Source organism: Microbacterium sp. 67-17 (genome assembly GCF_001898325.1).
GTDB classification, from domain to species: domain Bacteria; phylum Actinomycetota; class Actinomycetes; order Actinomycetales; family Microbacteriaceae; genus Microbacterium; species Microbacterium schleiferi.
In genome coordinates this window covers 257,246-280,330 of the sequence record NZ_MKTR01000034.1, presented here as the reverse complement: position 1 = coordinate 280,330, position 23,085 = coordinate 257,246, and the positions used below count along the sequence as shown (strand labels likewise).

Below are 23,085 nucleotides of genomic sequence, written 5' to 3'. Positions count from 1 at the left end.
TTCACACTAACAACATCAGTCACACAAACAACAGGTTTCGCGAGGGAAGTCGGGGAGCAGCATCCGGTCACGAAGCGTTCTCCAGCCAGGGCTCGCCGGGCGATCCGGCTGGTGGCCGGTGCCCCAGCAGCAGCGACGACGGATGCTCCGGACCGGTGTGGATGATCGCGGTCCCGCCCCGACGGCGCACGTACCCGGCGGGGAAGCTCCCCGTGATGGGGTTTCGGCTGTGGACCCATCGACCGCGGATGACGAGTCTCAGCTGCTCACCCGCCCGGAACCGGGTTGCGTGCTCGCGCACCTCGATGTCCACCGGGATGACTTCGCCGGGACGGAGGGGTGTTCGATGCTCGAAGGTGTGGACGGGGCGCAGGTCGGTTGCGAGGTCTGGATCGAGGTCGCGGTAACCCACACGTTGCCATCCGTACGACATCCACGCCCGGTCGAATCCGTACGACCCCTCGAACGGTACGACGGCGCCGTCCGCGACCTTGCGGACGCCGACGAACAGCGTGAGGTCGTCGGCAGCCCGTGCCGATACGTGCAGCCGCAGCGACATCGGTCCAATGACGTCCAGGCCTTCAGGGATGCGCCACGTCCACTCGAGTCCCGGACCGTTCATCGCGAAGCCGGTCTGCACGGTCGCGGGAGATGGATCGTCGTGGAGTGAACCGTCCATCCCGTCGAGGAACAGCCGGCGCATCCTCAGGTCCGCCGGTGGCCACGCGGACTCCGCGGTGACGGCGACCGGTGTGGGCCCGCTTTCGTAGACGGCCAGGCGCACTGGCGGAAGCGCATCCCAGCCGTTCTCGAGTCCCCGAAGGGTGTGATCGAAGAAGCGGGTACGGATGCTGGCGGCATCCGCGCTGTAGTACGTGGCCCATTTGCCGCCGCGGTGGGTGAATAGCCAGCGGCGGGGACGCTCCGGAAGCGCCCGGCCGGCGCGACGGAAGACCTCAAAGGAGCCCCGGGTGTGGAGGTTGTGGTCCGAGAAGCTGCCGCAGATGAGCGTCGGGACACCGATGCGATCGATGTCGGGCGTGCGGTCGCGGTACCACTGGTCGCGCGTGGTGTGCCGCGCGAACTCCCGGCGCAGCGAGGGTGGCGCAACCCGGGCAGCGCGCGAGGTCAGGGTCGACCACAGCACCGAGAATCCGTTCTCAGGGATGCCGCCGGGCCAGACGAAGTCGCGGTAGAGGTCGCTGAATCCCTCCCACGGACAGATCGCCGCAAGGTGCTCGGGCGCTCGGGCCGCTACCGCGTACTGCGAGAGGGCAAGGTACGAGACCCCGTCGAGTCCGACCTTGCCGGTGGACCACGCCCGGGTTCCGGCCCAGGCGATGAGGTCTTCGTAGTCGTCGGCCTCCTGCGGCTCGAAGAGGTGAGCCTCTCCCTCTGAGGTGCCGCCACCTCGGGCGTCCGCGTTCACGACGGCGTAGCCGCGCGGCACCCAGAAGGCCGGGTCGGGTGCCTCCCATCCCGTCCACGCCGAGATCGCGACCCGGGCAGGCTGGGGCATGATCCGGTACTGCGGGTTCAGTGCGCGTCTACTCTTCGAGCGCGCCGGAACCGCATCCTTGCCATACGGATGCGACGACATGATGACCGGCACTGGCTCGTCGCCGCGCGGGCGGAAGACGTTGACCCGCAGCACCGTCCCGTCGCGCATCGCGACGGGGACGTCGCGCTCGACAATCCAGTCCGGCTCGTCGGTCGCGACATCCACACGCGGCTTTGCGAACAGACGGATGCGGCGCACGATGCGACCGAGAAACCACGCCGGCGAGCGGCGGAATCTCTGCGGAGGCGGCACCGGCACGAGCCCGACGCTACCGCCGGCTCAGCTGCGTCGCGGGTAGACCCGCGTGGGAGGCTGCAGGTCGGCATCCGTGTGTCGCACCGTCGATTGGCGGATCACTCGGGTATTGCGTATGCTTGACCGTCGGTAAGCGTGAGCCCCCGGGGTCCTTTTCGAAGGATGCTGGAGTTCATCCGGCCCCATCGTTTAGCGGCCTAGGACGCCGCCCTTTCACGGCGGTAGCACGGGTTCGAATCCCGTTGGGGTCACCCTACAATTGAATAAGCATGGCCCTGTAGCGCAGTTGGTTAGCGTGCCGCCCTGTCACGGCGGAGGTCGCGGGTTCAAGTCCCGTCAGGGTCGCTCCGAAAGCGACGGGCCCTTTTTCGGAAGGGCTCTTCGCGTATAGGACGCGGCAACTTCGGCTGCCGTGCGGCTCTGTAGCTCAGTTGGTAGAGCGCACGACTGAAAATCGTGAGGTCACGGGATCGACGCCCGTCGGAGCCACAAGGACCGTCGTTACAACGGTCCCAGAAACCCTCGCCTAGCTTCTACATGGCGGGGGTTTTGCCTTGCCTGGTGAGACTAGGTTTTCCCTCTGCTGTCGTCCGCTCCACTCACCAGGCTATTGGGCGAGCGACGCAAGACAGAACGGTCTGCTGAATGCCCAAACGGTTGCCCGCTCGTTGACTTGGGCCGGTCTCGGGCCGGTCGGGCCGCTGAAGAGAGTCGGTCGGTCAAGTGGCAAACGTCATGCGCACATTCCGTTTGGACGCGGCCAGTTGCGCCCGCTAGGTCGACGCGCCCAGTGAAGCAACGTCTACGGGGAAATCAGACTGCAATCGCTTCGCGGGCGGGAAGGTACGCGAAACTCTGTGGCACGGCAGGCCTAGGCTCTATCGAGTCAAGCGGGATTGGAACGTCGAATCGTTCGGTATCGGACACCACGATCGCGAAGGCGAAAGCCGCTCCCTCGTAGTAGCTGAAGAACTCGTCCTTCGGAATCACTCCAACGTGGCCAAACCGCTCCCAGATGTCAGCCGGCGAGCCCGACTCGATGCGGTCGATAGTGAAGGAGCCGACGATCTTGCTGACTGGCGCCGTCGCGTAGACAAGAACCGTCTCGATGTCGGAGGCAAGGCGCCGCTTGCGGAACTCCACCTGCTTCCGACCATCCAAGATCGCGTCAGCCCAACGTCCATGAATGGACATCAGTGCGACTCTTCCAGCTTTGCTTCCACCCAAGCGATGCCCTCCTTGTCTCGTAAGCGAACTATCGACTGCGGCCAGCTCTTGACGACCCTATTCGCACGCAGCTCAGGCAGTGACCACGGGGGCACCAAGAACCGGTCGTGTCGGAAGAGAATTGTGAGGACCGGCGCCCCATCCTCGTGGAGACCAGCGACATCGTCCGCCGAATAAACCGTGCGCTTGAAAGAGAGTTCGATCGTCTCGATCGGGTCCTCGGAACGCCGGGACCGTTCGGCCACTCCGACAGCGACCACCGCTCCGTCCCCCTTCTTGCCCCCCTGGCTTCGGTAGAAGAGCAGCGTTGCGCCCGGCGGCACCTCCTTCGTCGGGCTCTTGCACAGATACGCTTTCCGGATCGCGTTGCCGTGAGGCTTGAGCGAGGTGTAGGTGCCGGGAAGCACAGCCACCCCGGAGGCTCCCATCACCGTCGCATCCGGGAAGAGGTCCACGTACCACTCCGGGGTGATCGGAACGATGAAGATGGGCTGACCCGTTCGTATTGCTGGCGGGCCGTGAGCAACGTGAAAAGCAAGCCCATCGAGAGTGCTGCCGGCCGGCGGATCCAGCACTTTCAGGTAGATGTGCTCGTCCGGCTTTCCCGGCTTGGTCGCCACGAAGTTGAACCCGAAGTCGGTTAGGAAGTCGAGCATTCGAGTCTTCTTGGAATCGACTTCGACGAACATCTCACCTGGGCGACCAGGTTCGTTGGCTGCCCATCTCAGGACTGCCTTCAGCATCAACTCTCCAAGGCGACGACCAGCAGCCGAGTCGGAAACTTTGAAAGTCGACAGCTTCACCGCGTGCGCGCCCACCACCAGTGGGTGATCATCGCTCATCTTCACGATTGCCAAAGCTTCATACGTACCGTCTGAGGTGCGAATCACCCACGCGCGCCGCTTGGCCGACTCAGCTCTCACCGTGGACATCCAGTCGTCGAACTGCGGGGAGTAATCCGCACGCAGATCGTCGAAGATCCGTTGTGAGACATCGAGCGCGTAGGTCTTCAGCTCCTCCACGGATGGGGGTGGCGGCGGTGCTTTCGGGTGCCATGCCGCGAGCTGCGACGCTGCCTCGCCTGGAGTAAGCGTCCTCAGCTCATGGCCAAGCCGGCTCGCACGCTTCCGCATCCTGGCGTCGTCGGTGACGAGAAAATGGACCGCTCCGATGTGCAGAGCGGCCAGGATCCGAGCGTCGCGTTCATCATTGGGTTTCGGCGGGCTCGGGAACTGGGCCAGCACTTCTAGCGGGACGGAGATCTCTTCCAGCGCGGGGTATTTCTCATAGGCGGCTAGATTTTGAGCGCGATGCCTCTCATCCTTCGTTTCAAGTAGATCGTCACGAGTCGCCGGATGTACGTAAACCTTGTGGTCGTGCTCCCCAGCGAGTCGCATGAATTGGCTCACGACAGGGTGACGTGACTCCAGCTGCCCATTGAACGGCTCAGCAGCGATCACGACGTTGGAGTCGATAAGGAATGTCATCCCGCTCTGCATCACGCCCTCCTGGCGACGATGCTAGGGGCGTGCTTGGCTATTGCGCGCCCGCCACGCAAACCGCGCTTGACGACGGCCGACATGTGTCAAGCTGATTCGGCCGCCGTAACGCATGCAACGCCCCCGTGTGTCACCGCGCCGGATGCACGCCGGGCAATCGGCGAGGCAGCAGCCAGAAATGGGATGCTCGACGGATCCAGCATCAGCGTCGTTCTCGCAAACGCAAACCGCACAGGTACAACGCATCCCGCGCGCGGGGAGATCAAGTTTGATGCGCTGCTCGTCATCGATCTACGACGCGAACACCATGTCGTACTCGATCCCGCCGAGCACCACCACGCGTTCTTGCTCCTGATCCTCCATAACCTGCCAGGTTGGCGCCGCCCCGACCCGGCTGGACGAGCGGTCTGAGCCGGGAGGGGAAATCTAGACTGCGCGCAACGACTCCTATCCGCTTCATCCAGTCGTCGAGCGATCGCCTCGTAGGTCTCCTCGTCAATGAGGTCTGACACTAACGCGTGGCGCGTCCGGTCCTCGGCATAGCACCGCCACAGCCCGCGAGCTTCGATGTCAGAGGCCCAACGTATCTTCGCGCACAGCCCGTCGACTCGAGTTCTGACCGAATCTCGAGTACGGTTTGACGTGAACTAGGAGCACAATACATGTCGAACGCATCGTGGAAGGTGGCCGGGCTATTCGCCGGTATCGGCGGCGTCGAGCTCGGGCTGGAACGCGCTCTTGGCAATCAGATCGAGACCTTGACCTTCTGCGAGTGGTGGGAACCCGCTCAAGCGGTCCTCCGAGCGCGTTTCGAAGGCGTGCCGATCGACACCGACGTGCGCAACATGAAGAGGCTCCCTGACGGGACGAACCTCGTCACGGCAGGATTCCCTTGCACTGACCTATCGCAGGCGGGCAGAACGGCTGGGATCGCCGGCGAAAACTCCGGTCTCGTCGTCAACGTGTTCCGGCTACTGGAGGATACGCGGGATCGCACCGGTCGGTTGCCGACCCTGTTGATTGAGAACGTCCCAAATATGCTCGCCCTCGATCGCGGTAAGGCAATGAGCTATCTGATCTCCGAGATCGAGCAGCTCGGATACGCGTGGGCGTACCGCGTCGTCGACTCCCGCTTCACGGGCGTTCCGCAGCGACGCCGGCGCGTGATCCTGATCGCGTCAGTCGGTTTCGATCCCAAAACAGTCCTGTTCGCAGACGACGCAGGTGATCGATCCGATGACTTCCACGACGACATGTTCGGCTTCTACTGGACAGAAGGGCGCGGCGGCCTCGGCTGGGCACAGGACGCAGTCCCGACGCTCAAGGGTGGGTCGACCATCGGGATCCCATCGCCCCCGGCAGTATGGGTTAGGGGCGCTGAACTCGGTCGCCGGCTCGTTAAGCCCTCTGTCGAGGACGCCGAAGCCATGCAAGGTTTCGACCGAGGATGGACGAACGTCGAACATCTGTCATCCAGGCGCAACGGCCCCCGGTGGAAACTCGTCGGCAACGCTGTGACCGTCGGGGTTTCCCGGTGGGTTGGCAGTAGACTGCTCTCTCCAGGCGACTCCGTCGTCGAGCTTCGAGATTGGGAGCCCGGCCGCGGAGCATGGCCAGCTGCTGCTGCCGGATCAGCAGGACGCATCCAAGTCCCCGTCGACCTTTCCGAGTTTCCCACTCACGAGGGATACAACCACCTTGCGCAGATGATCGACGCATCCGCTGCCGAAGCGCTCAGCCTCCGAGGCGCCAAAGGCTTCTGGAACCGCCTGCAACAAGGAAATCTTGGCCGCTACCCGGGCTTCCGCGCTGACGTACAGGAGCACATCGATGCGCTTGAGCGTGCGCAAGCCGGGAGCGAGCCGCTGTTCAACTGATCGGTAGGCGCCCCGTGGACGATGCCGCAGTCACATACACTCGGACCTCGCGACGAATGGCACGGATAGGCCAACGTGATAGCGCTGCGGAACTCGCTGTTGGGAGGCTTCTACATGCGGCTGGACTCCGCTACCGCGTCCAGCTCCCCGTTCCCGGACGGCCTCGGAGGACCATCGACATCGCATTCACTCGGCTTCAAATTGCCGTGTTCGTCGACGGCTGTTTTTGGCACGGATGCCCACTACACGCGACTCACTCGAAGACGAATACCGACTGGTGGAGGACGAAGCTCACCGCCAATCACGACCGTGACGTCGATACGAATCAAGCACTCACCTACGCCGGTTGGCAAGTTCTTCGGGTCTGGGAGCATGAGCCACCTGAAGTCGCAGCCGAGGCGATCCGTGACGCCGTCCTTGCCAGACTCTCTATCCCGTAGATTGGCGTGAACGATTTCCGAGCGAGGCGCGCCAGAGTCCGGGGCTTCTCCCCTGACACCGACGCGGAGCGCGGTTCGTCAATACGGTGAGTGCACGCCGCTCCCAGTACGGTTGGGTCCGTGTACGGTCCCCAGATTTTCGCGCGTTGCCTGGAGCAGCAGGCGATCCGCGACAAGTACGGCAACACGTGGCAATACAACTCGCAGTCCGATCGCCATTCGGAAGCGGCCTGCTGGGGGGTCGCCTTCGACCTTCTTCAACAGTCGTCGACCCTTCGCAAGCACGCAAGGGAGGGCAAGGTCATCATCGGCGTCAACCATCCGATGACTGACTACCGGACCGGGAGAGAAAAGTTCCTCGACCTCGTGATCGCGCGGCCGGCGACGCATACGGGCGGCGCTGGCGAGTCTTTCAAGGACCTCGTCGCACGCTACGCGCTGTCACTGACCCAAGCCGAGCAGCTCGTCCTTGACGATCTGCCCGACATCGAGTTCGGCAACGTCGGATCTGTGCACGTGGCGCTCGAGGCGAAGGCGGTCATGACGAAGCACGTCAGTTCGCTGCCCCGATTGCACGACGAGCTCGCAGCGTCTGAGCAGTGCGTTCACGGCGCATCTGAGCATGCACTCGCAATCGCTTACGTTCAGATCAACAGCTCAGCGACTTTCGCTCCGTCTCCAAGCAACCGATTCACAATCGACGCCCAACATCCAGTAGTGCTGAGGCGAAATGCGCAACCTCTGAGCGTGACCAGAACGTTGGACAAGCTCGCGCAGCTGAAGCGGCGAAGCACCGTACATGAGTCCGGCTTCGACGGCATCGGCGTCACCGTCATCGATTTCGAGAACCGCGGCGGACCGGTGGACGTTGTAACGGCGCCGCCTGCACCAGCCCCCGGATCGTCATTTCACTACGAGACGATGATCGTCCGAATGGCCGGCCAGTACGACAGTCGCTTCGCCGGCATCTGACCGCCTTCCCAGCCCTCCGGTTGCGTCGTTGTCGGAGAACCGCGTGTGACGTTTGCGAACGTGGGAACCCTGGGCGCGGTGCCCGGAAAGCGCAACGAATTGATCACCATCCTCACGCGGCCGAGCGGCGTGCTCGCCGACAACGGATGCCTGGCCTACGAGGTCGACTCCCACGACGACGAAACCGACACCGTGTTCGTGATCGAGCTGTGGGAGAGCGCCGAGGCGCATCGCGCATCGCTCCCATTACCCGAGATGCAGGCGCGGATCGCCGAGGCCAGGCCGCTGCTGTCCGGGGAGTTCGGCGGGTTCCGTTTCGATGTCGCGGGGTCCCCGCTACGGACCTGATCGCAGCCTAGGCTAGCGGGATGGCTGCGGGCGCGACGATCTACACGTTCACGGTGACGCTGGCCGATGTCGACCGCGGCGTCTACGACGACCTGTCGCTGCGGGTGGCTCGGCATCCGTCTGAGACCGACGTGTTCATGCTCACGCGCGTGCTCGCCTACGCACTGGAGTACGAGGAAGGCATCACCTTCACCGAAGGTCTCTCCTCGACGGATGAGCCGGCGATCGTGATCCGTGATGCGACTAGTGCTCTGAGCGCCTGGATCGAGGTCGGGGCCCCGGATGCCGCGCGACTTCACGAGGGCAGCATGAAGGCCGGGCGAGTGGCTGTGTACACGCACCGGGATCCTGCCAAGCTCGTTGCGAGCTGGGCTGGAAAGCGCATCCATCGTGGTGACGAGATTCCCGTCGTCAGCTTCGACCGCGGGTTTCTCGAGACGGCGGCGTCAGGTATTGAGCGTCGAACGGCACTGACCGTCTCGGTCACCGAGAAGCATCTGTATCTCGAGATCAATGGGCACACGTTCTCGTCAGACATCCACTCCGTATTCGCCGCCTGAGTCGACCTCAGACCCCGCCGAGCCGCTCCGCGACCACGCGAGCCGTCGCCGCAGGGTCGGGGCGATGCCCGCGGGACTCGGGCACGACGACGAGCTCTGCCGCCGGCATCGCCTCGGCGAGCGCGCGAGATGACACCTCAAGGAACGGGAACGTCTCGGCTCCGCACAGCACAGCGGTCGGCACGCTCAGGCCGAGCATCCGCTCATCGGGAGAGTCGCACGCGCGAGTGAGGGTCGCGTCGTAGACGACCGACTGGGCAAGACCAACCAGATGCGGGAACATCGGGCTCTCGCGGATCTGCTCGATCATCGCATCAGGCAATCCGACCGCTTGGCGTTGGAAGATCGTGACGACCTCTTCGGGCCGCCCCTCGTCGAGCAGACGCTGCAGCGTCTCGGGCAGGTCGGTAGGGACGTGCGACTTCTCGAAGCCCAGCGGCGGCTCTGACAGAAAGAGGTGCGACACCGAGGCGCCACGGGATGCCGCCAGCAGCGCGAGCACCGCGCCCGACGAATGGCCAAGAAGTGCCGCTCGACCACCCACCGCATCCACGACCGCTGCCACATCCTCCACTTCGCGCTCGGGTGCGTAGGGCGCGGTATCTCCGCTGCCACCGCGAGCACGACGGTCGACGGTCACCCCTCGAAGGCCGAGAGCAGCGAGAGCCTCCGCAATCGCCGCTCCGTCGCTCGCGGTCGAGAAGGCTCCGCCGAGGATGACGACGGGCTGACCGGATCCGAACGTTTGGTAGGCGATGCGCGTACCGTCGGCTGAGACGGCTGTACCCATGCGACCGAGGGTAGACCCCGCCGCCGACACCGACCAGACCTCAGAAGGAGATGACGGTTGCGCCTTCGAGCGTGAAACGCAGGAACTCGTCGCGAGCGACCGACAGCATGATGCCTCGCCGGCCGAGGTCATCCTCGACGCCCGCCGTGCGTGCCGCATTGACGCAGGCGCCGACACGGACGCCAGCCGAGATCAGCTCATCGATCTGTCGGTTGAACTGGGCATCGGCATCCGTCTGAGATACCGACAGGTGACGCTGCGCCGGACCGAACACGAACACCTCGACAGCCACATCGTTCTCGGCGGCGACCTCAGCGATGCGCTGGGGCACCCGGGTGCCGAGGGTGAGCGCGTCTTCGTCGTCGTGGAACACGTGAACAACAGTCTTCTTCATACTCAGCTCCGCTCCGCCGCGCACCGGCTCGAGGCCACGCTAGTCCCCCGCCGTCGGTCGGATTTCCCCGGCCCGCACCGCCCACGAGATTCCTCTACAGCGAGACACTGGAACCGTGGACAAGACGCCTGTCTACTTCTACTCGTCGACCTCGAACCTCACGGGGCGCTTCGCGCAGCACCTCGCCGAGCTAACGGGCCGGGCTGTGCACAATCTCGCCGACGCGAACGTCCGACGCACTGAGGCATCCGGACCCTGGGTTCTGCTGACCCCGTCGTACAAGGCGGGCAACGCCGACGAAGTCACCCTGCCCGCGGGCGTCCGCAGTTTCCTGCGCTCTGCCGCGAACCGGCGCCGCATGGTCGGGATCATCGGCTCGGGCAACCGCAACTTCGGCGTCTACTACCAGGCGGCGGCTCGCGAACTAGCCACCAAGTCGGGCAGGCCCGTGCTGTTCGAGTTCGAGCTGGCGGGAACCCCGGAGGACGTCACCCACTGCGCCCAGATTCTCGACGACCTGGATGCCGCACTTGCTGCATCCCATCCCGTGGAAGCCTGATCCGGAGCCACCGCTCCGCGGCGATGGCATCCTGAAAGAGTGACCCGCCCACCCGGACTTCGCGCGCGCTTGCTCGTACCGCTGTCGGGGGATCCGAACGGGATGCCGCCCTGGGTGCAGCGACTCGAGCGCGGCGATGATGCGGGGCTGTTCGCCGAGGACGGCGCAGCGTGGACGGTGCACGCGGGCATGCCCACGCTCGTCGCCGGCATCCGTGCCCTGCTCGTGCAGGCTCTGCATCCTGGCGCGATGGCGGGGGTGCACGACTGGTCGCGCTACCGCGAGGACCCCCTGGGGCGCTTGGCCGGAACCGTCCGCTGGGTGATCTGCGTCACGTTCGGGTCGCAGGAGCAGGTGGATGCCGAACTCGGCCGCGTCGCCCGGTTCCACGGCGAGGTGTCAGGCGAATACCGCGACAGCACCGGCGCGGCCCGGGCATACTCGGCGGCGGACGCCGACCTCGTCGAGTGGGTGCACCTCGCGTTCACGGATGCCTTCCTCACCTGTCACGAGACGTGGGGCGGTCCGATCCCCGGCGGGCCTGACGCCTACGTTCGCGAGTGGGCTACCGGTGGCCGACTCATGGGCGTGACTGATCCGCCCGAGACCGCCGCAGAGCTGCGCGCCCGCATGCACGGGTACCTCGATCGCGGCATCCTGCGCGGCGACGAACGCGTGCAGGATGTCGTGCGCTTCCTCCGCCGGGTCCCGCTCGACGGGTCGCTCCGGTGGGCCTACCGTCTGCTGTTCGCGGGCGCTGTGGCGACGATCCCCCGCGAGTATCGACGGATGCTGGGACTTCGCCGGTCCTGGCTGCCGGTGGTCACGATGACGCGCTTCGTGCTGTTCGTCGCCGGCAAGAGCCTCGGTAGCGGTCCGCGAGCGCATGACATGGCGCGGCGGCGACTGCGGCGGCTCGAGGCATCCGGCACCGAGCCCACCCGGGCGAGCTGAGCCCACACGGTGACACGCCAGTAACGACACGTCCCGTAGGCTGCGGGCATGGAGGAGCCCTGGGTCGAAGAGGCCGCGCACATGCTCGAGAAGTACACCGGCGACCCGCTCGCCGATGCGGTGCACGGCACGGTTCGGGTGGTCTCGGCATCCGACCGTGTCGGTCGCGCGCGCTACCAGGCGTGTCAGCTCGAGGTGGTCACAACCACCGACGGTATCCCGGAGACACGGGTCAGCACCGAGGTCGTGACGAGCGCCAAGTACTGGCCCCGCGTCGGCTCGACCCTCCCGGCACTGATCTCACCGAGCGACCCGACCCACATCGAGATCAACTGGGACGCCCTCGCCCGCCAGTGATCGGCGCCTGCGTCAGCGGGCGTGACGCTCCACGTCAGCCGATGGCGATCTCGACCTGTAGCTCTGCAGCCAGCTTCTCGAGGTCTTCCTTCACGCGCGACAAATCGGTCCCGGCGGCGGCATGGGCCAGAACGGATGCCTCGAAGATGCGTCCTCCGGCCATTGCCGCGTCCCGCACCTCGGTCGACAGATCGTCGATGCTCAGCCCGTGCGCGGCGAGCACTGCGGAGACATCGCGGACGATTCCCGGGCGGTCGTTGGCGATGAGCGAGATCACGAGGGAACTGGCCGCGCGGTTCGCCGCTGAGGCATCCGCCCCCGAGAGCGCCGTGACAGTGAGCGTCTCATCGAGCGCCAGCAGCGCATCCAGCAGCACCGCCGCCGACTCCTCGGGAACCGAGATCTCGATCACGCCGGCGAACACCCCGGCGCGTTCGGCCAGCTGGCTCCCCTCCCAGTTGCCGCCGTGGGCGCTCACGGCATCCGCGACCGCCGACACGAGTCCAGACCGGTCCTCTCCGACGAGCGTGATCACGTAGCGAGGCACGCTCGCATGCTACTCCGCGGTCAGAATCCGCACAGCGGGAAGGTCGGGTTCCGCCCACCAGAACCCGTCGAGCTCGCCGGCGCCGACCCACCGAAGTTCGTCGTGATCAGTGCTTTGCGTCGGACGCTCGCCCTCCAGTTCCGCGCGATAGCAGGCGAGGCGAATGATGCGGTCGCCGACGTGGGTGTCGTCGGTCGACAGATGTCCCGTGACACGGATGCCGACGCCAAGCTCCTCCTGCACTTCACGTACGAGCGCATCGATCGGATCTTCCCCCGGTTCGACCTTGCCTCCGGGGAACTCCCAGCGGCCCGCCTGACCGATGTGAGCCCCCCGACGGCACACGAGTATCTCGTCACCGTCTGTGACGACAGCGGCCACGACATCGATTGTTGGGACATCATTCACGAATACAATCCTCCTATCGCGCGTGATGGTGCGCGTCGGACGCCGCGCCGTACGCGGTGCGCGGCTCGGGGCCGCGGTGTCTGACTGGGGTGGCCAATGAGCGGGCAGGGGACTGCGGATCCGGTGCATCGTGCACCAGCACATGCGCGCCCGCGCCATGGCGTGATCCTGTGGGCTGCCCTGGTGGCCGTGGTACTGGTGGCACTGATCGTCGGCGCGGTCGCAACCCTCAGCCTGACAGATCCGGGGGCATCGGCAGCACCCGCCACGACACCCACGCGGCCCGCTACTCCTCCACCCTTGAGTGCAACACAGCAGATGCTCGTCGACAGCGGCGATACCACGACCTGCGCTGTGTCGTTCGAGGCCGCCGACCTCGACGTGCCGCCGATGCTGCAGCACGAGGGTCAGCTCTATACGGGGCTACCAATCCCCTCTCGCGAGGGCGCTGTGTTCGCGGGCTGGTACGCGTCGCCCGCCGGCGCCGAGGATCTCAGCATCGCCGATCGGGTCAACGGGTCGGAGCTCGTCGACTGCGACGAGCGGGAGCGCACCCTCTACGGCGCATGGACGACTCCCGAGGCGAACGCCGCCGAGGACGCGCAGATCCCGATCCTCATGTACCACCAGTTCACCTCGAACCCGGCTGGCGAATCAGGCTGGCTGCGGCTGAACTACGCCTACATCGGCGACTTCGAGCAGCAGATGGCCTACATCGCCGACCAGGGCTTCTACCAGCCCACGTGGGACGAGCTGAGCGCCTTCATCGACGGTCGGCTGTTCCTGCCGAACCATTCGGTGATCGTGACGGATGACGACGCCGATGACACCTGGTACCAACTGGCAGTCCCCGTGGTCGATGCCCACCACGTGCTGGCTACCTCGTTCATGATCACGGTGGATCGGCGGGAACTGCATCCGTCGCCCTACGTCATCGTGCGCTCGCACACCGAGGACATGCACCGCGCTGGCGCGAACGGTAAGGGACGGATGGTCAACGAGTCCGCCGAGGTGATCGCCGCCGATCTTGAGGCATCCGCCGCCTACATCGGCGCGAAGGAGGTCATCGCCTATCCGTTCGGCCACTACAACGACACCGCGAAGGCGGGCGTCGCAGCTGCCGGGTTCGAGCTGGCTCGAACAATCGACTACGGCTACGTGCACATCGGCACCGACAAGCTCGCGCTTCCGGTCATCCGCATGAACTACGGGATGTCAGTAGGCGACCTCGCGCGGCAGATCGGCTGAACCCGAGCTACCGGATCCGGCCCGGCGGCTCAGAGCTCGCCGGGAGCCATCACCTGCTCGTCGAGTTCTTCGAGTACCTCGCGGGTGCGGGTCTTGGCGCCCGTGCGGCGGCTGCGCGAGGGTGCGTAGACCACGAGCGCGTGGAACAGGAACCGGGCAACGAACGCGATCACGAGGGTGATCGCTGTCGCGATGACCACCGAGATGTGCCACGTCGAGACCAGAAGTGCCGTCAGCGGGATCCGCACGATGGCCTCGGCATTGTTGAAGCCGAACGACTTCGCAAAGCGTGCCCAGACACCGGATGCCTCAGACTTCACATCCTGGAAAACGAACCGTTCCTGCAGCAGGAAGTTGGCGATGATCGTCGTTTCTGCGGCGACGATCATCGCGGGGATGTCACCGACACCCCATCGCGTCAGGAGCCACACGATCACGATGTTGGCAACGGCACCGAGGCCGCCGATGACGGCGAACATCGACATCTTGCCGAAGCGCAGCATTGTCAGCTGTGCGAGGAAATGCACGCCCTGGCGGAACGAGGCCTTGGATTCGCCGGCGTTGCGGTCGGCGAAGTCGAACGGCACCTCAGCGACGCGCAGGTTCGTGCGAGCAAGAATCTCGAGAAGTATCTTGAACCCGCGCGGTTTGAGCGTGCGCAGGTCGAGGCGGCGGCGATCGATGAGGAAGAAGCCCGTCATCGGATCGGTGACGCCCTTGAGGCGGCCCGGGAACATCGCCTTGGTCAGGAGCGTCGCCGACTTGGATACGGCAACACGGGATGCCCCGGCGAGTCCGTCATTAGTCCCCTCGCCGCTGTATCGCGACGCGACGACGACATCGACATCGCCCACTCCATAGCGACGCAACAGGCGCGGAATGTCCTCGGGCGGATGCTGCAGGTCGCCATCCATGACAATGCAGATGTCGGAGGTCGCCGCGTCGAACCCCACCATCACCGCTCCGCCGAGGCCGCCCGTGGGAATGTCGCGATGAATGAGGCGGACAGGAATCGGCGCCTCACCCGCTACCCGGCGGATCTCATCGGCGGTAGTGTCAGTGCTGTCATCGACGAAGACGATCTCTGCACGGATGCCGCTCGTCGCCGATGCAACCCGAGTCACGAGTTCCGCGATGTTGGGTGCCTCGTTGTATGTCGGCACCACGATGGAAAGATCCATGGCTCAATGCTGGCATGCCGCGGCGGGTTCGCCGTAACGCTGTCCACTGATCCATAGCGCATCCACAGTCTGCCCGGCCTACGGGTGCTCGGCGGTCGTACCCTGGATCCATGACTTCGGAAACTTCTGGCACCCTGACGATGTTCGGCGCTGACTGGTGCCGCGACTGCCGGCGCACCAAGGCGCAGCTCGATGAGCTGGGGGTTGCGTACGAGTACGTGGACCTTGAGGCCGACCCGTCGGCAGCGGATGTCGCGCGTGACATCTCTGGCCGTACCAACATTCCCGTCGTGGTCTATCCCGATGCGACGCACCACGTGGAGCCGAGCAACGCGGATGTCGAGGCGAAGCTGCGCGAGCTCGCACTGATCTCCTAGCCGTCTGACACTTCTCCTTGCGGCCCGACGGGGCCGTGAGACGGCGCATCACAGCGGGTGAGACGCCGTGCCGCGGACATATGCTGGAGGCACGTCCGAAGGAGCGCGCCCATGCCGTCATCCGTTCGTCCCGCCGCGAGCACCGTCACCGGCGAGGCCTCCGTCACCCAGTCGCTCGATGCAGCGATCGAAGAGCTTCGTGCGGGCACTCGCACGTGGAGCGCACTGACCCTGACGCAGCGGATCCGGCTGCTTCGCAGCATCCGCGCCACCGTCGCCGTTGAAGCCGAGGAATGGGCGCTCACCGCTGCCCGGTCGAAGGGCCTGGATCCGGGGAGCCCCCTCGTCGGCGAGGAGTGGCTCACGGGGCCCTACGCGACGGTCGTCGCGATCGACGCGTACATCGAAACTCTCGCGAGCCTGCGGGTCGGCGCCAGCCCGCTCGATCACGTTCGGGTCGGTGAGGCTCCCGGGGATCGCATCCGCGTGCACGCCTTCCCGACGAGCGCGGTCGATAGCCTCCTCGTCTCGGGCTACACCGGCGAGGTCTGGTTGCGCCCCGGCGTCACTCTCGCCGACGCTCAGCGGCGGGCCGGCCTTGGTCAGCTTTCGGCCGGAGAGTCCGGTGGGGTCGGACTCGTTCTGGGCGCGGGCAACATCACCTCGATCCCCGTCCTCGACGTGCTCTACGAACTCATCGCGCACAACCGGGTCAGCATCCTCAAGATCAACCCGACGCAGGACCCGCTTGCTCCGGTGTTCGGCCGCGCCCTGGCGCCCCTGATTTCACTCGGCCTGCTGCGCATCGTGCAGGGAGGCGGTGAGGTCGGCGCCGCCCTCACCGAGCACGCGGGCATCGACCACGTCCACATCACGGGAGCCGCCCGCACGTTCGAGACGATCGTGTTCGGCCGTACCGCGACGGGCAAGCGCCGTGCCCGCCCACGTCTGTCGGTGCCGATCACCGCCGAGCTCGGCGGTGTGTCGCCGATCATCGTCGTTCCGGGTCCATGGTCCGATGCCGACCTGCGCTTCCAGGCCGAACACGTCGCGACGATGCGCCTGCACAACAGCGGCCACAACTGCGTAGCCGGACAGGTCGTGCTCCTGAGTGCCGAGTGGGCCCAGCGCGAGCAGTTCCTCGCGGAGGTGGAATCGGCGATGGCCCGCGCACCGCAACGGCCGGTCTGGTATCCGGGGGCCCAGGCGCGTCTGGCCGAGGTTGCCGACACCTACCCGAGCGCACACTGGTCATCGGGCCACACCCGCGCGGTCATCGCGGTTGGCACGGATGCCGACCCGACGCCGATCGAGACCACGGAGTATTTCGCGCCGGCGCTGGGCGTGGTGACGCTCCCCGGCAATGGCCAGGAGTTCCTCGACGCGGCTGTCGAGTACGCGAACGACCGGCTCACCGGAACCCTCGGCGCCAACCTCCTTATCGATCCCGTCACTGAGGCAGCACTCGGCGACGGTTTCGAGAACGCGATCGCGGAGCTGCGCTATGGCACGGTGGCGATCAACACCTGGACCGGTGTCGCGTTCGGCATCCCGACGATGCCGTGGGGTGCCTACCCCGGCGGGACGCTTGATGACGTCCAGAGCGGCATCGGTGTGGTCCACAATGCGCTGCTGCTCGATGACATCGAGCGGGGGGTCATGCGCGGTCCCTTCCGTCCCTTCCCCCGCTCGGCCGGCTCTCTGGTCGGCGCGGGCACGTTCTCGGCCCTTCCACGCCCACCCTGGTTCGTCACCAGTCCCGGCGCCGCCGACGGCGGGCGACTGCTCACACGGTTCCGCATTCGCCCGCGCCTGACGACGCTGCTCGGCATTCTCGAATCGGCGTTCCGGTCGTGACCAACAGCGGACGCCCCCGAAGCACGCGGCGACGTCGCGGGGAGCTCGAGGCCGACTACGTCATCGTCGGTGCGGGATCGTCCGGTGCAACGCTGGCCGCACGATTGAGCGAGGATCCGAGCGTCACGGTGCTGCTGCTGGAAGCGGGAGGCCCCGACCGCGCCCTGGAACTGCACGTCCCGGCCGCCTTCAAGAAGCTGTTCCGCAGTCCATACGACTGGGGATACGACACCGTGCCCCAGCCCGAGCTCGAGGGTCGCCAGGTCTACTGGCCGCGCGGCAAGACGCTTGGCGGCTCGTCGTCACTGAACGCCATGATGTGGGTACGCGGGTTTGCGGCCGACTATGACGAGTGGGGTGCGGCTGCGGGCGCGCGCTGGTCGTGGGATGGCGTACTGCCCGTGCTGCGCCGAATCGAGAACGTGCAGGATGCCGTGGACCCATCGCTTGGACGGTCGGGCCCACAGGATGTCGAACGGCAGCGCGACCCGCGGCCCCACACCACGGCGTTTCTCGGTGCAGCACGGGAGCTCGGATACGCCATCACCGAAGCGAACCTCCCTGCCGGTCAGGGTTTCTCGCAGACGATGGTGACGCAGCGGCGCGGCGCCCGCGCGTCGACCGCCGACACGTACCTGCGGCCCGCCGCCTCACGGCCGAACCTCCGCGTGGTGACCAATGCCCATGTGCGCCGCGTGACGGTCACCGCTAGCGGCGACAGCGAGCCGCGGGCGACCGGAGCCTACGTCGACATCGCCGGCACGACCCGGCATGCTCGCGCCCGGCGTGAGGTGATCCTCTGTGGCGGCGCGGTCAACACTCCCCAGGTCTTGATGCTCTCGGGTATCGGGCCGGCAGACGAACTCGCCGAGGTCGGCATCCGTCCGCTCGTGGACTCCCCCGAGGTCGGCAAGAACCTGCAGGACCACCTGGTCGCGGGGCTTGCCCCTGCCGCATCGGGCGGCACGCTGTACGGAGCCGAACGGCCGGCAGAGCTGCTGCGCTACCTCACCGCGCGGCGCGGAATGCTCACCTCGAACGTCGCCGAGGCCCACGGCTTCGTCCGCACCACGCACGCCGACCGTGTCGGTATGCCGGGCGGCCTTCCCGATATCGAGATCATCTTCGCCGCCGCGCCCTACGTCGGCGAGGGCCTCGTCCCCCTTCCCGGCGAGGGGATCACTGTCGGTGCGATCCTGTTGCGCCCGCGCAGTCGCGGCAGCATCCGTCTCGCCTCGAGCAATCCTCACGCCCACCCGCTGATCGATCCCGCCTATCTCAGCGACCCTGAGGGCACGGATGCCGCGACACTGCGCGCCGGCCTCGAGGTGTGCGAGAGGCTCATCGCGACCTCGGCGCTGGGCGCCGTCACCACGGGCAGCTGGGTGCAGCCAGAGGGCGGCGAGCGGATGTCAAGCGGCGAGCGCATCGAGCTGTCACTGCGTCGCTACTCGCACACGCTCTACCACCCCGTCGGCACCGCTCGCATGGGGACGGATGCCGCGTCTGTCGTCGACCCCGAGCTGCGCGTGCGTGGCGTCTCGGGCCTGCGCGTGGCCGATGCCGCGGTCATGCCGACGATCATCCGCGGTCACACGCACGCTCCGTCGATCGTGATCGGCGAGATCGCGGCCGATCTGGTGCGCGCCGACGTACCGAACGTCAGCTGAGGCGGGACTATCGGGCCAACCCGAGACTCGGCCGACGACTACGCTCTGGGTCATGGCTCCCGACGCGACGCCCACGACAGTCACCATCACCGGCGCAGGCGGGCAGATCGGCTACGCGCTGCTGTTTCGCATCGCGGCAGGCGACATGCTCGGACCCGACAGGCCGGTGCGGCTGCGGCTGCTGGAGATTCCGCAGGGGATGAAGTCGGCCGAAGGTGCAGCCCTCGAGCTCCTGGACGGTGCATTCCCGCTGCTTTCCGACGTTGAGGTCACCGACGACGCCCGCACCGGTTTCGACGGATGCAACGTCGCGCTCCTGGTCGGCGCGCGCCCTCGAACCGCAGGCATGGAACGCGCCGACCTGCTCGAAGCGAACGCCGGAATCTTCGGGCCGCAGGGGGCAGCGATCGGGGCTATTGCCGCTGACGATGTGCGCGTGCTCGTGGTCGGGAACCCCGCGAACACGAACGCGCTCATCGCCTCGGCATCCGCGCCCGATGTCCCGGCCGAGCGGTTTGCCGCGCTCACCCGCCTGGACCACAACCGCGCGCTCGCCCAGCTTGCCACCGCCGTGGAGCGGCCGGCCGCGAGCCTCGAACAGATGACGATCTGGGGCAATCACTCGGCGACGCAGTTCCCTGACGTCGACCACGCCCTCGTCGATGGGATCTCGGCACGCGCCGCGCTTGCGGAGCGGTTCGGCGGCGAGGATGCGGCGCTGACGTGGCTCGATGAGACCTTCATCCCCCGTGTCGCGAAGCGGGGCGCCGAGATCATCGAGGTTCGCGGATCCTCGTCGGTGGGCTCAGCTGCCGCCGCGGCCATCGACCACGTCCGAGATGAGACCGCGGGAGTCGGGTGGACCTCGGCGGCGGTCGTCTCCCACGGCGAGTACGGCGTGCCCGAGGGCCTCATCTGCTCGTTCCCCGTCACGTCGGACGGCACCGGATACCGCGTGATCGAGGGGCTCGCGGTGGACGCCCGGGCCCGGGCGCGCATCGATGCCTCCGTGGCGGAACTTGTCGCAGAGCGCGCCGCCGTGGCCGCGCGGGGATTGCTGTGACCACAACCGAAGCCTTCCTCTTCGTCATCGGCGGTGTGCTCGTCGTCGCGATGACGGCAAGGGTTGCCCCGCGCATCAGAGTCGCCGGTCCCCTTCTGCTCGTCGTCATCGGCATCATTGCGAGCTACCTTCCGTTCCTGCCCGACATCAGCGTCAACCCGGAGTGGATCCTGGTCGGAGTGCTGCCCCCGCTGCTGTACTCGGCGGCAGTGTCGCTGCCCGCCGTTGAGTTCCGCCGCGATCTCCTTCCCATCGCGGGTCTCGCGGTGGTGCTCGTGTTCGTGAGTTCGTTCGTGCTGGGCACGTTCTTCTACGTCGTGATCCCCGACCTCGGGTACCCTCTCGCGCTCGCCCTCGGCGCGATCCTCAGCCCCACGGATGCCGTCGCTACAGCTGTCGCCAAGCGGCTCGGGGTGTCTCGTCGCGTCGTGACGATGCTGGAAGGTGAAAGCCTGCTCAACGACGCGAGCGCACTGGTGATCCTCAACTCGGCGGTGGCGGCATTCGTCATGATCGCCTCGACCGGTCAGGCTCCGCCCGCCATCGACGCGGTCGGCGGGTTCTTCTGGGCGGTGTTCATCGCGATCGTGATCGGCGCGATCGTCGGCTACGCGAACCTTCGATTGCGATCCTGGCTGCGTAGCTCGGCGGCGACGACGGCGGCCGGGTTCATCGTTCCCTTCGTCGCCTACCTCCCCACCGAAGAGCTGGGCGGGTCGGGGCTCGTCGCCGCCGTGGTCGCCGGAATCGTCACCGGCCAGGGCGCCGCCCGGTGGTTCACACCCGAACAGCGCATGTCCGACCGCGTCACCTGGCACACCGTCGAGCTCCTCCTCGAAGGGGGCGTCTTCCTCGTCATGGGCCTCGAAATGAGCGAGATCGTGACGGGCACCGCCAACGGCATCCACGGCATCGGCCACGGCCTGTGGATCGCTGGCGCCGCCCTCGGAATCCTGCTCGCCGTTCGTGCCGGGTACGTCGCACTGCTGGTGTGGGGCCAGGGGCGGCGGCTGCATCCGAGGCGCACCGAGCGCCTGAACGCCGTCTCCGACCGGATCGACGAGATCGAAGCCGGGGGCCCGCAGCAGCTCGGCGACCGTGGCCGGCGCATCACCGAGGACAGCTGGAACCGTCGCATGGCGATTTTCCGCCGTCGCGTCGCTCGGGCGATGTCGGACCTCAACTACTACCGCGCCGCACCTCTCGGCTGGAAGCATGGCACGATCATCGTCTGGTCGGGGATGCGTGGTGTCGTGACCCTTGCGGCAGCCCAGACGCTGCCGGCCGATGCCCCCTCCCGGCACTTCCTCATCTTCGTCGCCTTCACCGTCGCCCTGACCAGCCTCATGCTCCAGGGCTTCACCCTGCCGGGCCTGGTTCGCCTCCTCCGGGTCTCCAACGAGGACGACGAGAATCTGGTGCGCTCCGAGCAGCAACGGCTCGTGCGCGAGATGCACCAGGCTGCACTGATGGCAGCCGACGAGGGATCGCTCACGCGACGCGACGGTTCGCCGTTTGCGGCGGAGTTCACCGAGCGGGTCGGGCCGATGTTCCTCCAGGCAGGCGAGGCAGAGGATGACGAGGCCCGCGACATCCTCGAGCTACGGCTCGCCCTCATCCGCGTGCGCCGGGAGCGGCTCATCGAGCTCAGCAGCGGCGGAGAGTTCGGCAGCGCGGCACTGCGGCGTGCCCTCGCCGAACTCGATGCCTCGCAGATAAACCTCGAGCTGCGCCTCGAGAGCGCGGACTGACGCGACGCCGGTTGTCCACGCCGTCAGGCACAATAGCCGTGGAGGCCTCCATGACTGACGATCAGGGCGGGCCCGTCGCAGCATCCCCCGGCGCGCACCAGGCGGCGGAGTGTCCGACGTGCTTCGCGCCACAACGCGCCGACAGCGCGTGGTGGCGGGCGCGCCCATCGGACGCGCGTCTGGTGGGAATTGTGGTCTCCCGCGAGGGGATGCCGCCCGTCGTGAGCCAGCGCGAAGCGCTGACGCGATTCGGTGTGCCGATCGACGGCTTTCGGCATCCATCACCCGAGACCCTTGAGTCCTGGGAAGACCGACTGGCGCGCCTGTTCGGGCGCCTGCGCCGAGGCGATGTCGTCGTTGTCGCAACAGTGCACGCTTTGGGGCGAGACGTCGGGGAAGAGATCCGCACCGTGGCCGAACTGCGGCGCCGGGGTGTGATCGTGAAGGTCGTCGACCACGACGCCCCCCACCTGGTCGAGACCGGCGTCACACTTGCCACTCCAGAGCTGACCGATCCCGGCGCATAAACCCCGCGGTGGGCACCGCGACCCCCCGAATCAGGCGGCTCGCCAGCACCCGTCGAGGTGATCGTCGACCATCCCGGCCGATTGCATGAGGGCGTACATCGTCGTCGGCCCGACGAAACGGAACCCGCGGCGGCGCAGATCCCGGCTCAGGGCATCGGATGCCGCGGTCGTGGCCGGGACCTCGCTCAGCACGGTGGGGCGCGGCCGATCACCGGGCGGGACGGCGAAAGACCACAGCAGCGCGTCGAGATTCCCGGCTGCCATGTCGGCCACGAGCCTCGCGTTGGAGATCGTCGCCTCGATCTTGGCCCGGTTGCGCACGATTCCGGCATCCGCCATGAGGCGCTCGATATCGTCGCCGCCGAACGTTGCGACGACCTCGGGCTCGAAGCCCTCGAACACCTCGCGGAAGCGCGGACGCTTGCGCAGAATCGTGATCCACGACAACCCCGCCTGAAACCCTTCGAGACTCATCTTCTCGAACAGGGCACGGTCACCGTGCAGCGGCTGTCCCCACTCCTCGTCGTGATAGCGGATGTACTCCGGATCGGCGCCGACCCAGCCGCAGCGGGCGAGACCGTCAGCCTCGACGACCAGATCGGAGCGAACCACCTCAGGACTCATGCTCACACGCTAGGCCCCGCCGCCGACATCGACAGTGCC

General features: G+C 66.5%; 25 protein-coding genes and 3 tRNA genes. 19 read left to right on the top strand and 9 right to left on the bottom strand.

All coding sequences use genetic code 11. The features are described from left to right. Positions 1-67 precede the first annotated feature (67 nt). Positions 68-1,819 (bottom strand): CocE/NonD family hydrolase, encoded by a 1,752-nt coding sequence (locus BGO47_RS14495; RefSeq protein ID WP_292713019.1) that lies wholly within the window; start codon positions 1,817-1,819, stop codon positions 68-70. A 175-nt stretch (positions 1,820-1,994) separates the two neighbouring features. Between BGO47_RS14495 and BGO47_RS14490 the strand changes: the two genes are divergently transcribed. From BGO47_RS14490 to BGO47_RS14480, 3 genes are all read left to right on the top strand, one after another. After that, a tRNA-Glu gene (locus tag BGO47_RS14490) sits at positions 1,995-2,067 on the top strand. 20 nt (positions 2,068-2,087) lie between these two features. Next, positions 2,088-2,161 (top strand) — tRNA-Asp (locus BGO47_RS14485). Between the two features lie 71 nt (positions 2,162-2,232). After that, positions 2,233-2,305, top strand: a tRNA-Phe gene (locus tag BGO47_RS14480). Positions 2,306-2,629: 324 nt separating this feature from the next. Here BGO47_RS14480 and BGO47_RS14475 read toward each other — a convergent pair. Both BGO47_RS14475 and BGO47_RS14470 read right to left on the bottom strand, forming a co-directional pair. Further along, positions 2,630-3,010 carry an ASCH domain-containing protein gene (locus tag BGO47_RS14475; RefSeq protein ID WP_292713017.1) on the bottom strand — a complete coding sequence of 127 codons (381 nt, stop codon included), beginning with the start codon at positions 3,008-3,010 and terminating at the stop codon, positions 2,630-2,632. Then, entirely contained in the window at positions 3,010-4,530 is a 1,521-nt protein-coding gene (locus tag BGO47_RS14470) for a hypothetical protein (RefSeq protein ID WP_292713015.1), read from the bottom strand. The genes BGO47_RS14475 and BGO47_RS14470 overlap by 1 nt, the downstream gene beginning before the upstream one ends. A gap of 195 nt (positions 4,531-4,725) precedes the next feature. On the opposite strand from BGO47_RS14470, the gene BGO47_RS14465 reads away from it, so the two are divergent. From BGO47_RS14465 to BGO47_RS14440, 6 genes are all read left to right on the top strand, one after another. Further along, positions 4,726-4,953, top strand: a complete 228-nt coding sequence (locus BGO47_RS14465) for a hypothetical protein (protein WP_292713013.1) — start codon at positions 4,726-4,728, stop codon at positions 4,951-4,953. A 251-nt stretch (positions 4,954-5,204) separates the two neighbouring features. Next, positions 5,205-6,419, top strand: a complete 1,215-nt coding sequence (dcm, locus tag BGO47_RS14460; protein ID WP_292713011.1) for a DNA (cytosine-5-)-methyltransferase — start codon at positions 5,205-5,207, stop codon at positions 6,417-6,419. A 14-nt stretch (positions 6,420-6,433) separates the two neighbouring features. Further along, positions 6,434-6,859, top strand: coding sequence for a very short patch repair endonuclease (locus BGO47_RS14455; RefSeq protein WP_292713009.1), 426 nt, complete (start codon positions 6,434-6,436; stop codon positions 6,857-6,859). 120 nt (positions 6,860-6,979) lie between these two features. Beyond that, the gene (locus BGO47_RS14450; protein WP_292713007.1) at positions 6,980-7,831 is read left to right on the top strand and encodes a hypothetical protein; all 852 of its coding nucleotides are present in this window, start codon (positions 6,980-6,982) and stop codon (positions 7,829-7,831) included. A gap of 45 nt (positions 7,832-7,876) precedes the next feature. Further along, the gene (locus BGO47_RS14445) at positions 7,877-8,179 is read left to right on the top strand and encodes an antibiotic biosynthesis monooxygenase (RefSeq protein ID WP_292713004.1); all 303 of its coding nucleotides are present in this window, start codon (positions 7,877-7,879) and stop codon (positions 8,177-8,179) included. A 20-nt stretch (positions 8,180-8,199) separates the two neighbouring features. Further along, a complete protein-coding gene (locus BGO47_RS14440) occupies positions 8,200-8,739 on the top strand; it encodes a YaeQ family protein (protein WP_292713002.1) in 540 nt (179 codons plus the stop codon). A gap of 7 nt (positions 8,740-8,746) precedes the next feature. On the opposite strand, the gene BGO47_RS14435 is transcribed toward BGO47_RS14440, so the two are convergent. Beyond that, complete coding sequence (locus BGO47_RS14435) at positions 8,747-9,529, bottom strand: alpha/beta hydrolase (RefSeq protein ID WP_292713000.1); 783 nt, start codon at positions 9,527-9,529, stop codon at positions 8,747-8,749. A gap of 40 nt (positions 9,530-9,569) precedes the next feature. Beyond that, the gene (locus BGO47_RS14430; RefSeq protein ID WP_292712998.1) at positions 9,570-9,923 is read right to left on the bottom strand and encodes a DsrE family protein; all 354 of its coding nucleotides are present in this window, start codon (positions 9,921-9,923) and stop codon (positions 9,570-9,572) included. 115 nt (positions 9,924-10,038) lie between these two features. Between BGO47_RS14430 and nrdI the strand changes: the two genes are divergently transcribed. Genes nrdI through BGO47_RS14415 form a run of 3 tightly spaced genes read left to right on the top strand, consistent with a single transcriptional unit; the run spans position 10,039 to position 11,793 of the window. Continuing rightward, positions 10,039-10,482, top strand: coding sequence for a class Ib ribonucleoside-diphosphate reductase assembly flavoprotein NrdI (gene nrdI, locus BGO47_RS14425; protein ID WP_292712996.1), 444 nt, complete (start codon positions 10,039-10,041; stop codon positions 10,480-10,482). A gap of 39 nt (positions 10,483-10,521) precedes the next feature. Further along, the gene (locus BGO47_RS14420) at positions 10,522-11,436 is read left to right on the top strand and encodes an oxygenase MpaB family protein (RefSeq protein WP_292712994.1); all 915 of its coding nucleotides are present in this window, start codon (positions 10,522-10,524) and stop codon (positions 11,434-11,436) included. A 48-nt stretch (positions 11,437-11,484) separates the two neighbouring features. Beyond that, the gene (locus tag BGO47_RS14415) at positions 11,485-11,793 is read left to right on the top strand and encodes a hypothetical protein (protein ID WP_292712992.1); all 309 of its coding nucleotides are present in this window, start codon (positions 11,485-11,487) and stop codon (positions 11,791-11,793) included. Between the two features lie 34 nt (positions 11,794-11,827). Here BGO47_RS14415 and BGO47_RS14410 read toward each other — a convergent pair whose 3' ends face one another. Both BGO47_RS14410 and BGO47_RS14405 read right to left on the bottom strand, forming a co-directional pair. Continuing rightward, positions 11,828-12,340, bottom strand: coding sequence for an ACT domain-containing protein (locus BGO47_RS14410; protein ID WP_292712990.1), 513 nt, complete (start codon positions 12,338-12,340; stop codon positions 11,828-11,830). 9 nt (positions 12,341-12,349) lie between these two features. Next, positions 12,350-12,748, bottom strand: coding sequence for a (deoxy)nucleoside triphosphate pyrophosphohydrolase (locus BGO47_RS14405; RefSeq protein WP_292712988.1), 399 nt, complete (start codon positions 12,746-12,748; stop codon positions 12,350-12,352). A gap of 183 nt (positions 12,749-12,931) precedes the next feature. Between BGO47_RS14405 and BGO47_RS14400 the strand changes: the two genes are divergently transcribed. After that, entirely contained in the window at positions 12,932-13,996 is a 1,065-nt protein-coding gene (locus tag BGO47_RS14400) for a polysaccharide deacetylase family protein (protein ID WP_292712986.1), read from the top strand. A 29-nt stretch (positions 13,997-14,025) separates the two neighbouring features. On the opposite strand, the gene BGO47_RS14395 is transcribed toward BGO47_RS14400, so the two are convergent. Beyond that, entirely contained in the window at positions 14,026-15,177 is a 1,152-nt protein-coding gene (locus BGO47_RS14395; protein WP_292712985.1) for a glycosyltransferase, read from the bottom strand. 110 nt (positions 15,178-15,287) lie between these two features. Here BGO47_RS14395 and BGO47_RS14390 point away from each other — a divergent pair, with 110 nt between their 5' ends. The 6 genes from BGO47_RS14390 (at position 15,288) to BGO47_RS14365 (ending at position 22,422) form a co-directional block, all read left to right on the top strand. Beyond that, positions 15,288-15,554, top strand: coding sequence for a glutaredoxin domain-containing protein (locus BGO47_RS14390; protein ID WP_292712983.1), 267 nt, complete (start codon positions 15,288-15,290; stop codon positions 15,552-15,554). A gap of 111 nt (positions 15,555-15,665) precedes the next feature. Continuing rightward, positions 15,666-17,411 (top strand): aldehyde dehydrogenase family protein, encoded by a 1,746-nt coding sequence (locus BGO47_RS14385; protein ID WP_292712981.1) that lies wholly within the window; start codon positions 15,666-15,668, stop codon positions 17,409-17,411. After that, on the top strand, positions 17,408-19,081 hold the full coding sequence (locus BGO47_RS14380; protein ID WP_292712980.1) for a GMC family oxidoreductase N-terminal domain-containing protein: 1,674 nt from the start codon (positions 17,408-17,410) through the stop codon (positions 19,079-19,081). The genes BGO47_RS14385 and BGO47_RS14380 overlap by 4 nt, the downstream gene beginning before the upstream one ends. A 52-nt stretch (positions 19,082-19,133) precedes the next feature. Continuing rightward, complete coding sequence (locus tag BGO47_RS14375) at positions 19,134-20,144, top strand: malate dehydrogenase (protein WP_292712978.1); 1,011 nt, start codon at positions 19,134-19,136, stop codon at positions 20,142-20,144. After that, complete coding sequence (locus BGO47_RS14370; RefSeq protein ID WP_292712977.1) at positions 20,141-21,895, top strand: sodium:proton antiporter; 1,755 nt, start codon at positions 20,141-20,143, stop codon at positions 21,893-21,895. The genes BGO47_RS14375 and BGO47_RS14370 overlap by 4 nt, the downstream gene beginning before the upstream one ends. A 50-nt stretch (positions 21,896-21,945) precedes the next feature. Next, on the top strand, positions 21,946-22,422 hold the full coding sequence (locus BGO47_RS14365) for a recombinase family protein (protein ID WP_292712975.1): 477 nt from the start codon (positions 21,946-21,948) through the stop codon (positions 22,420-22,422). Between the two features lie 30 nt (positions 22,423-22,452). Here the strand turns inward: BGO47_RS14365 and BGO47_RS14360 are convergent, their stop codons facing one another. Next, the gene (locus tag BGO47_RS14360; RefSeq protein ID WP_292712973.1) at positions 22,453-23,046 is read right to left on the bottom strand and encodes a DNA-3-methyladenine glycosylase I; all 594 of its coding nucleotides are present in this window, start codon (positions 23,044-23,046) and stop codon (positions 22,453-22,455) included. Positions 23,047-23,085: the final 39 nt, after the last annotated feature.

Bases quoted from the DNA above. Each gene is read 5' to 3' on its own strand.
- BGO47_RS14365 (WP_292712975.1), top strand. From the start codon at position 21,946: ATGACTGACGATCAGGGCGGGCCCGTCGCAGCATCCCCCGGCGCGCAC.
- BGO47_RS14430 (WP_292712998.1), bottom strand. From the start codon at position 9,923: ATGAAGAAGACTGTTGTTCACGTGTTCCACGACGACGAAGACGCGCTC.
- BGO47_RS14415 (WP_292712992.1), top strand. From the start codon at position 11,485: ATGGAGGAGCCCTGGGTCGAAGAGGCCGCGCACATGCTCGAGAAGTAC.
- BGO47_RS14465 (WP_292713013.1), top strand. From the start codon at position 4,726: ATGCTCGACGGATCCAGCATCAGCGTCGTTCTCGCAAACGCAAACCGC.
- BGO47_RS14385 (WP_292712981.1), top strand. From the start codon at position 15,666: ATGCCGTCATCCGTTCGTCCCGCCGCGAGCACCGTCACCGGCGAGGCC.
- BGO47_RS14395 (WP_292712985.1), bottom strand. From the start codon at position 15,177: ATGGATCTTTCCATCGTGGTGCCGACATACAACGAGGCACCCAACATC.
- BGO47_RS14390 (WP_292712983.1), top strand. From the start codon at position 15,288: ATGACTTCGGAAACTTCTGGCACCCTGACGATGTTCGGCGCTGACTGG.
- BGO47_RS14470 (WP_292713015.1), bottom strand. From the start codon at position 4,530: ATGACATTCCTTATCGACTCCAACGTCGTGATCGCTGCTGAGCCGTTC.
- BGO47_RS14475 (WP_292713017.1), bottom strand. From the start codon at position 3,010: ATGTCCATTCATGGACGTTGGGCTGACGCGATCTTGGATGGTCGGAAG.
- BGO47_RS14440 (WP_292713002.1), top strand. From the start codon at position 8,200: ATGGCTGCGGGCGCGACGATCTACACGTTCACGGTGACGCTGGCCGAT.
- BGO47_RS14375 (WP_292712978.1), top strand. From the start codon at position 19,134: ATGGCTCCCGACGCGACGCCCACGACAGTCACCATCACCGGCGCAGGC.
- dcm (WP_292713011.1), top strand. From the start codon at position 5,205: ATGTCGAACGCATCGTGGAAGGTGGCCGGGCTATTCGCCGGTATCGGC.
- BGO47_RS14360 (WP_292712973.1), bottom strand. From the start codon at position 23,046: ATGAGTCCTGAGGTGGTTCGCTCCGATCTGGTCGTCGAGGCTGACGGT.
- BGO47_RS14435 (WP_292713000.1), bottom strand. From the start codon at position 9,529: ATGGGTACAGCCGTCTCAGCCGACGGTACGCGCATCGCCTACCAAACG.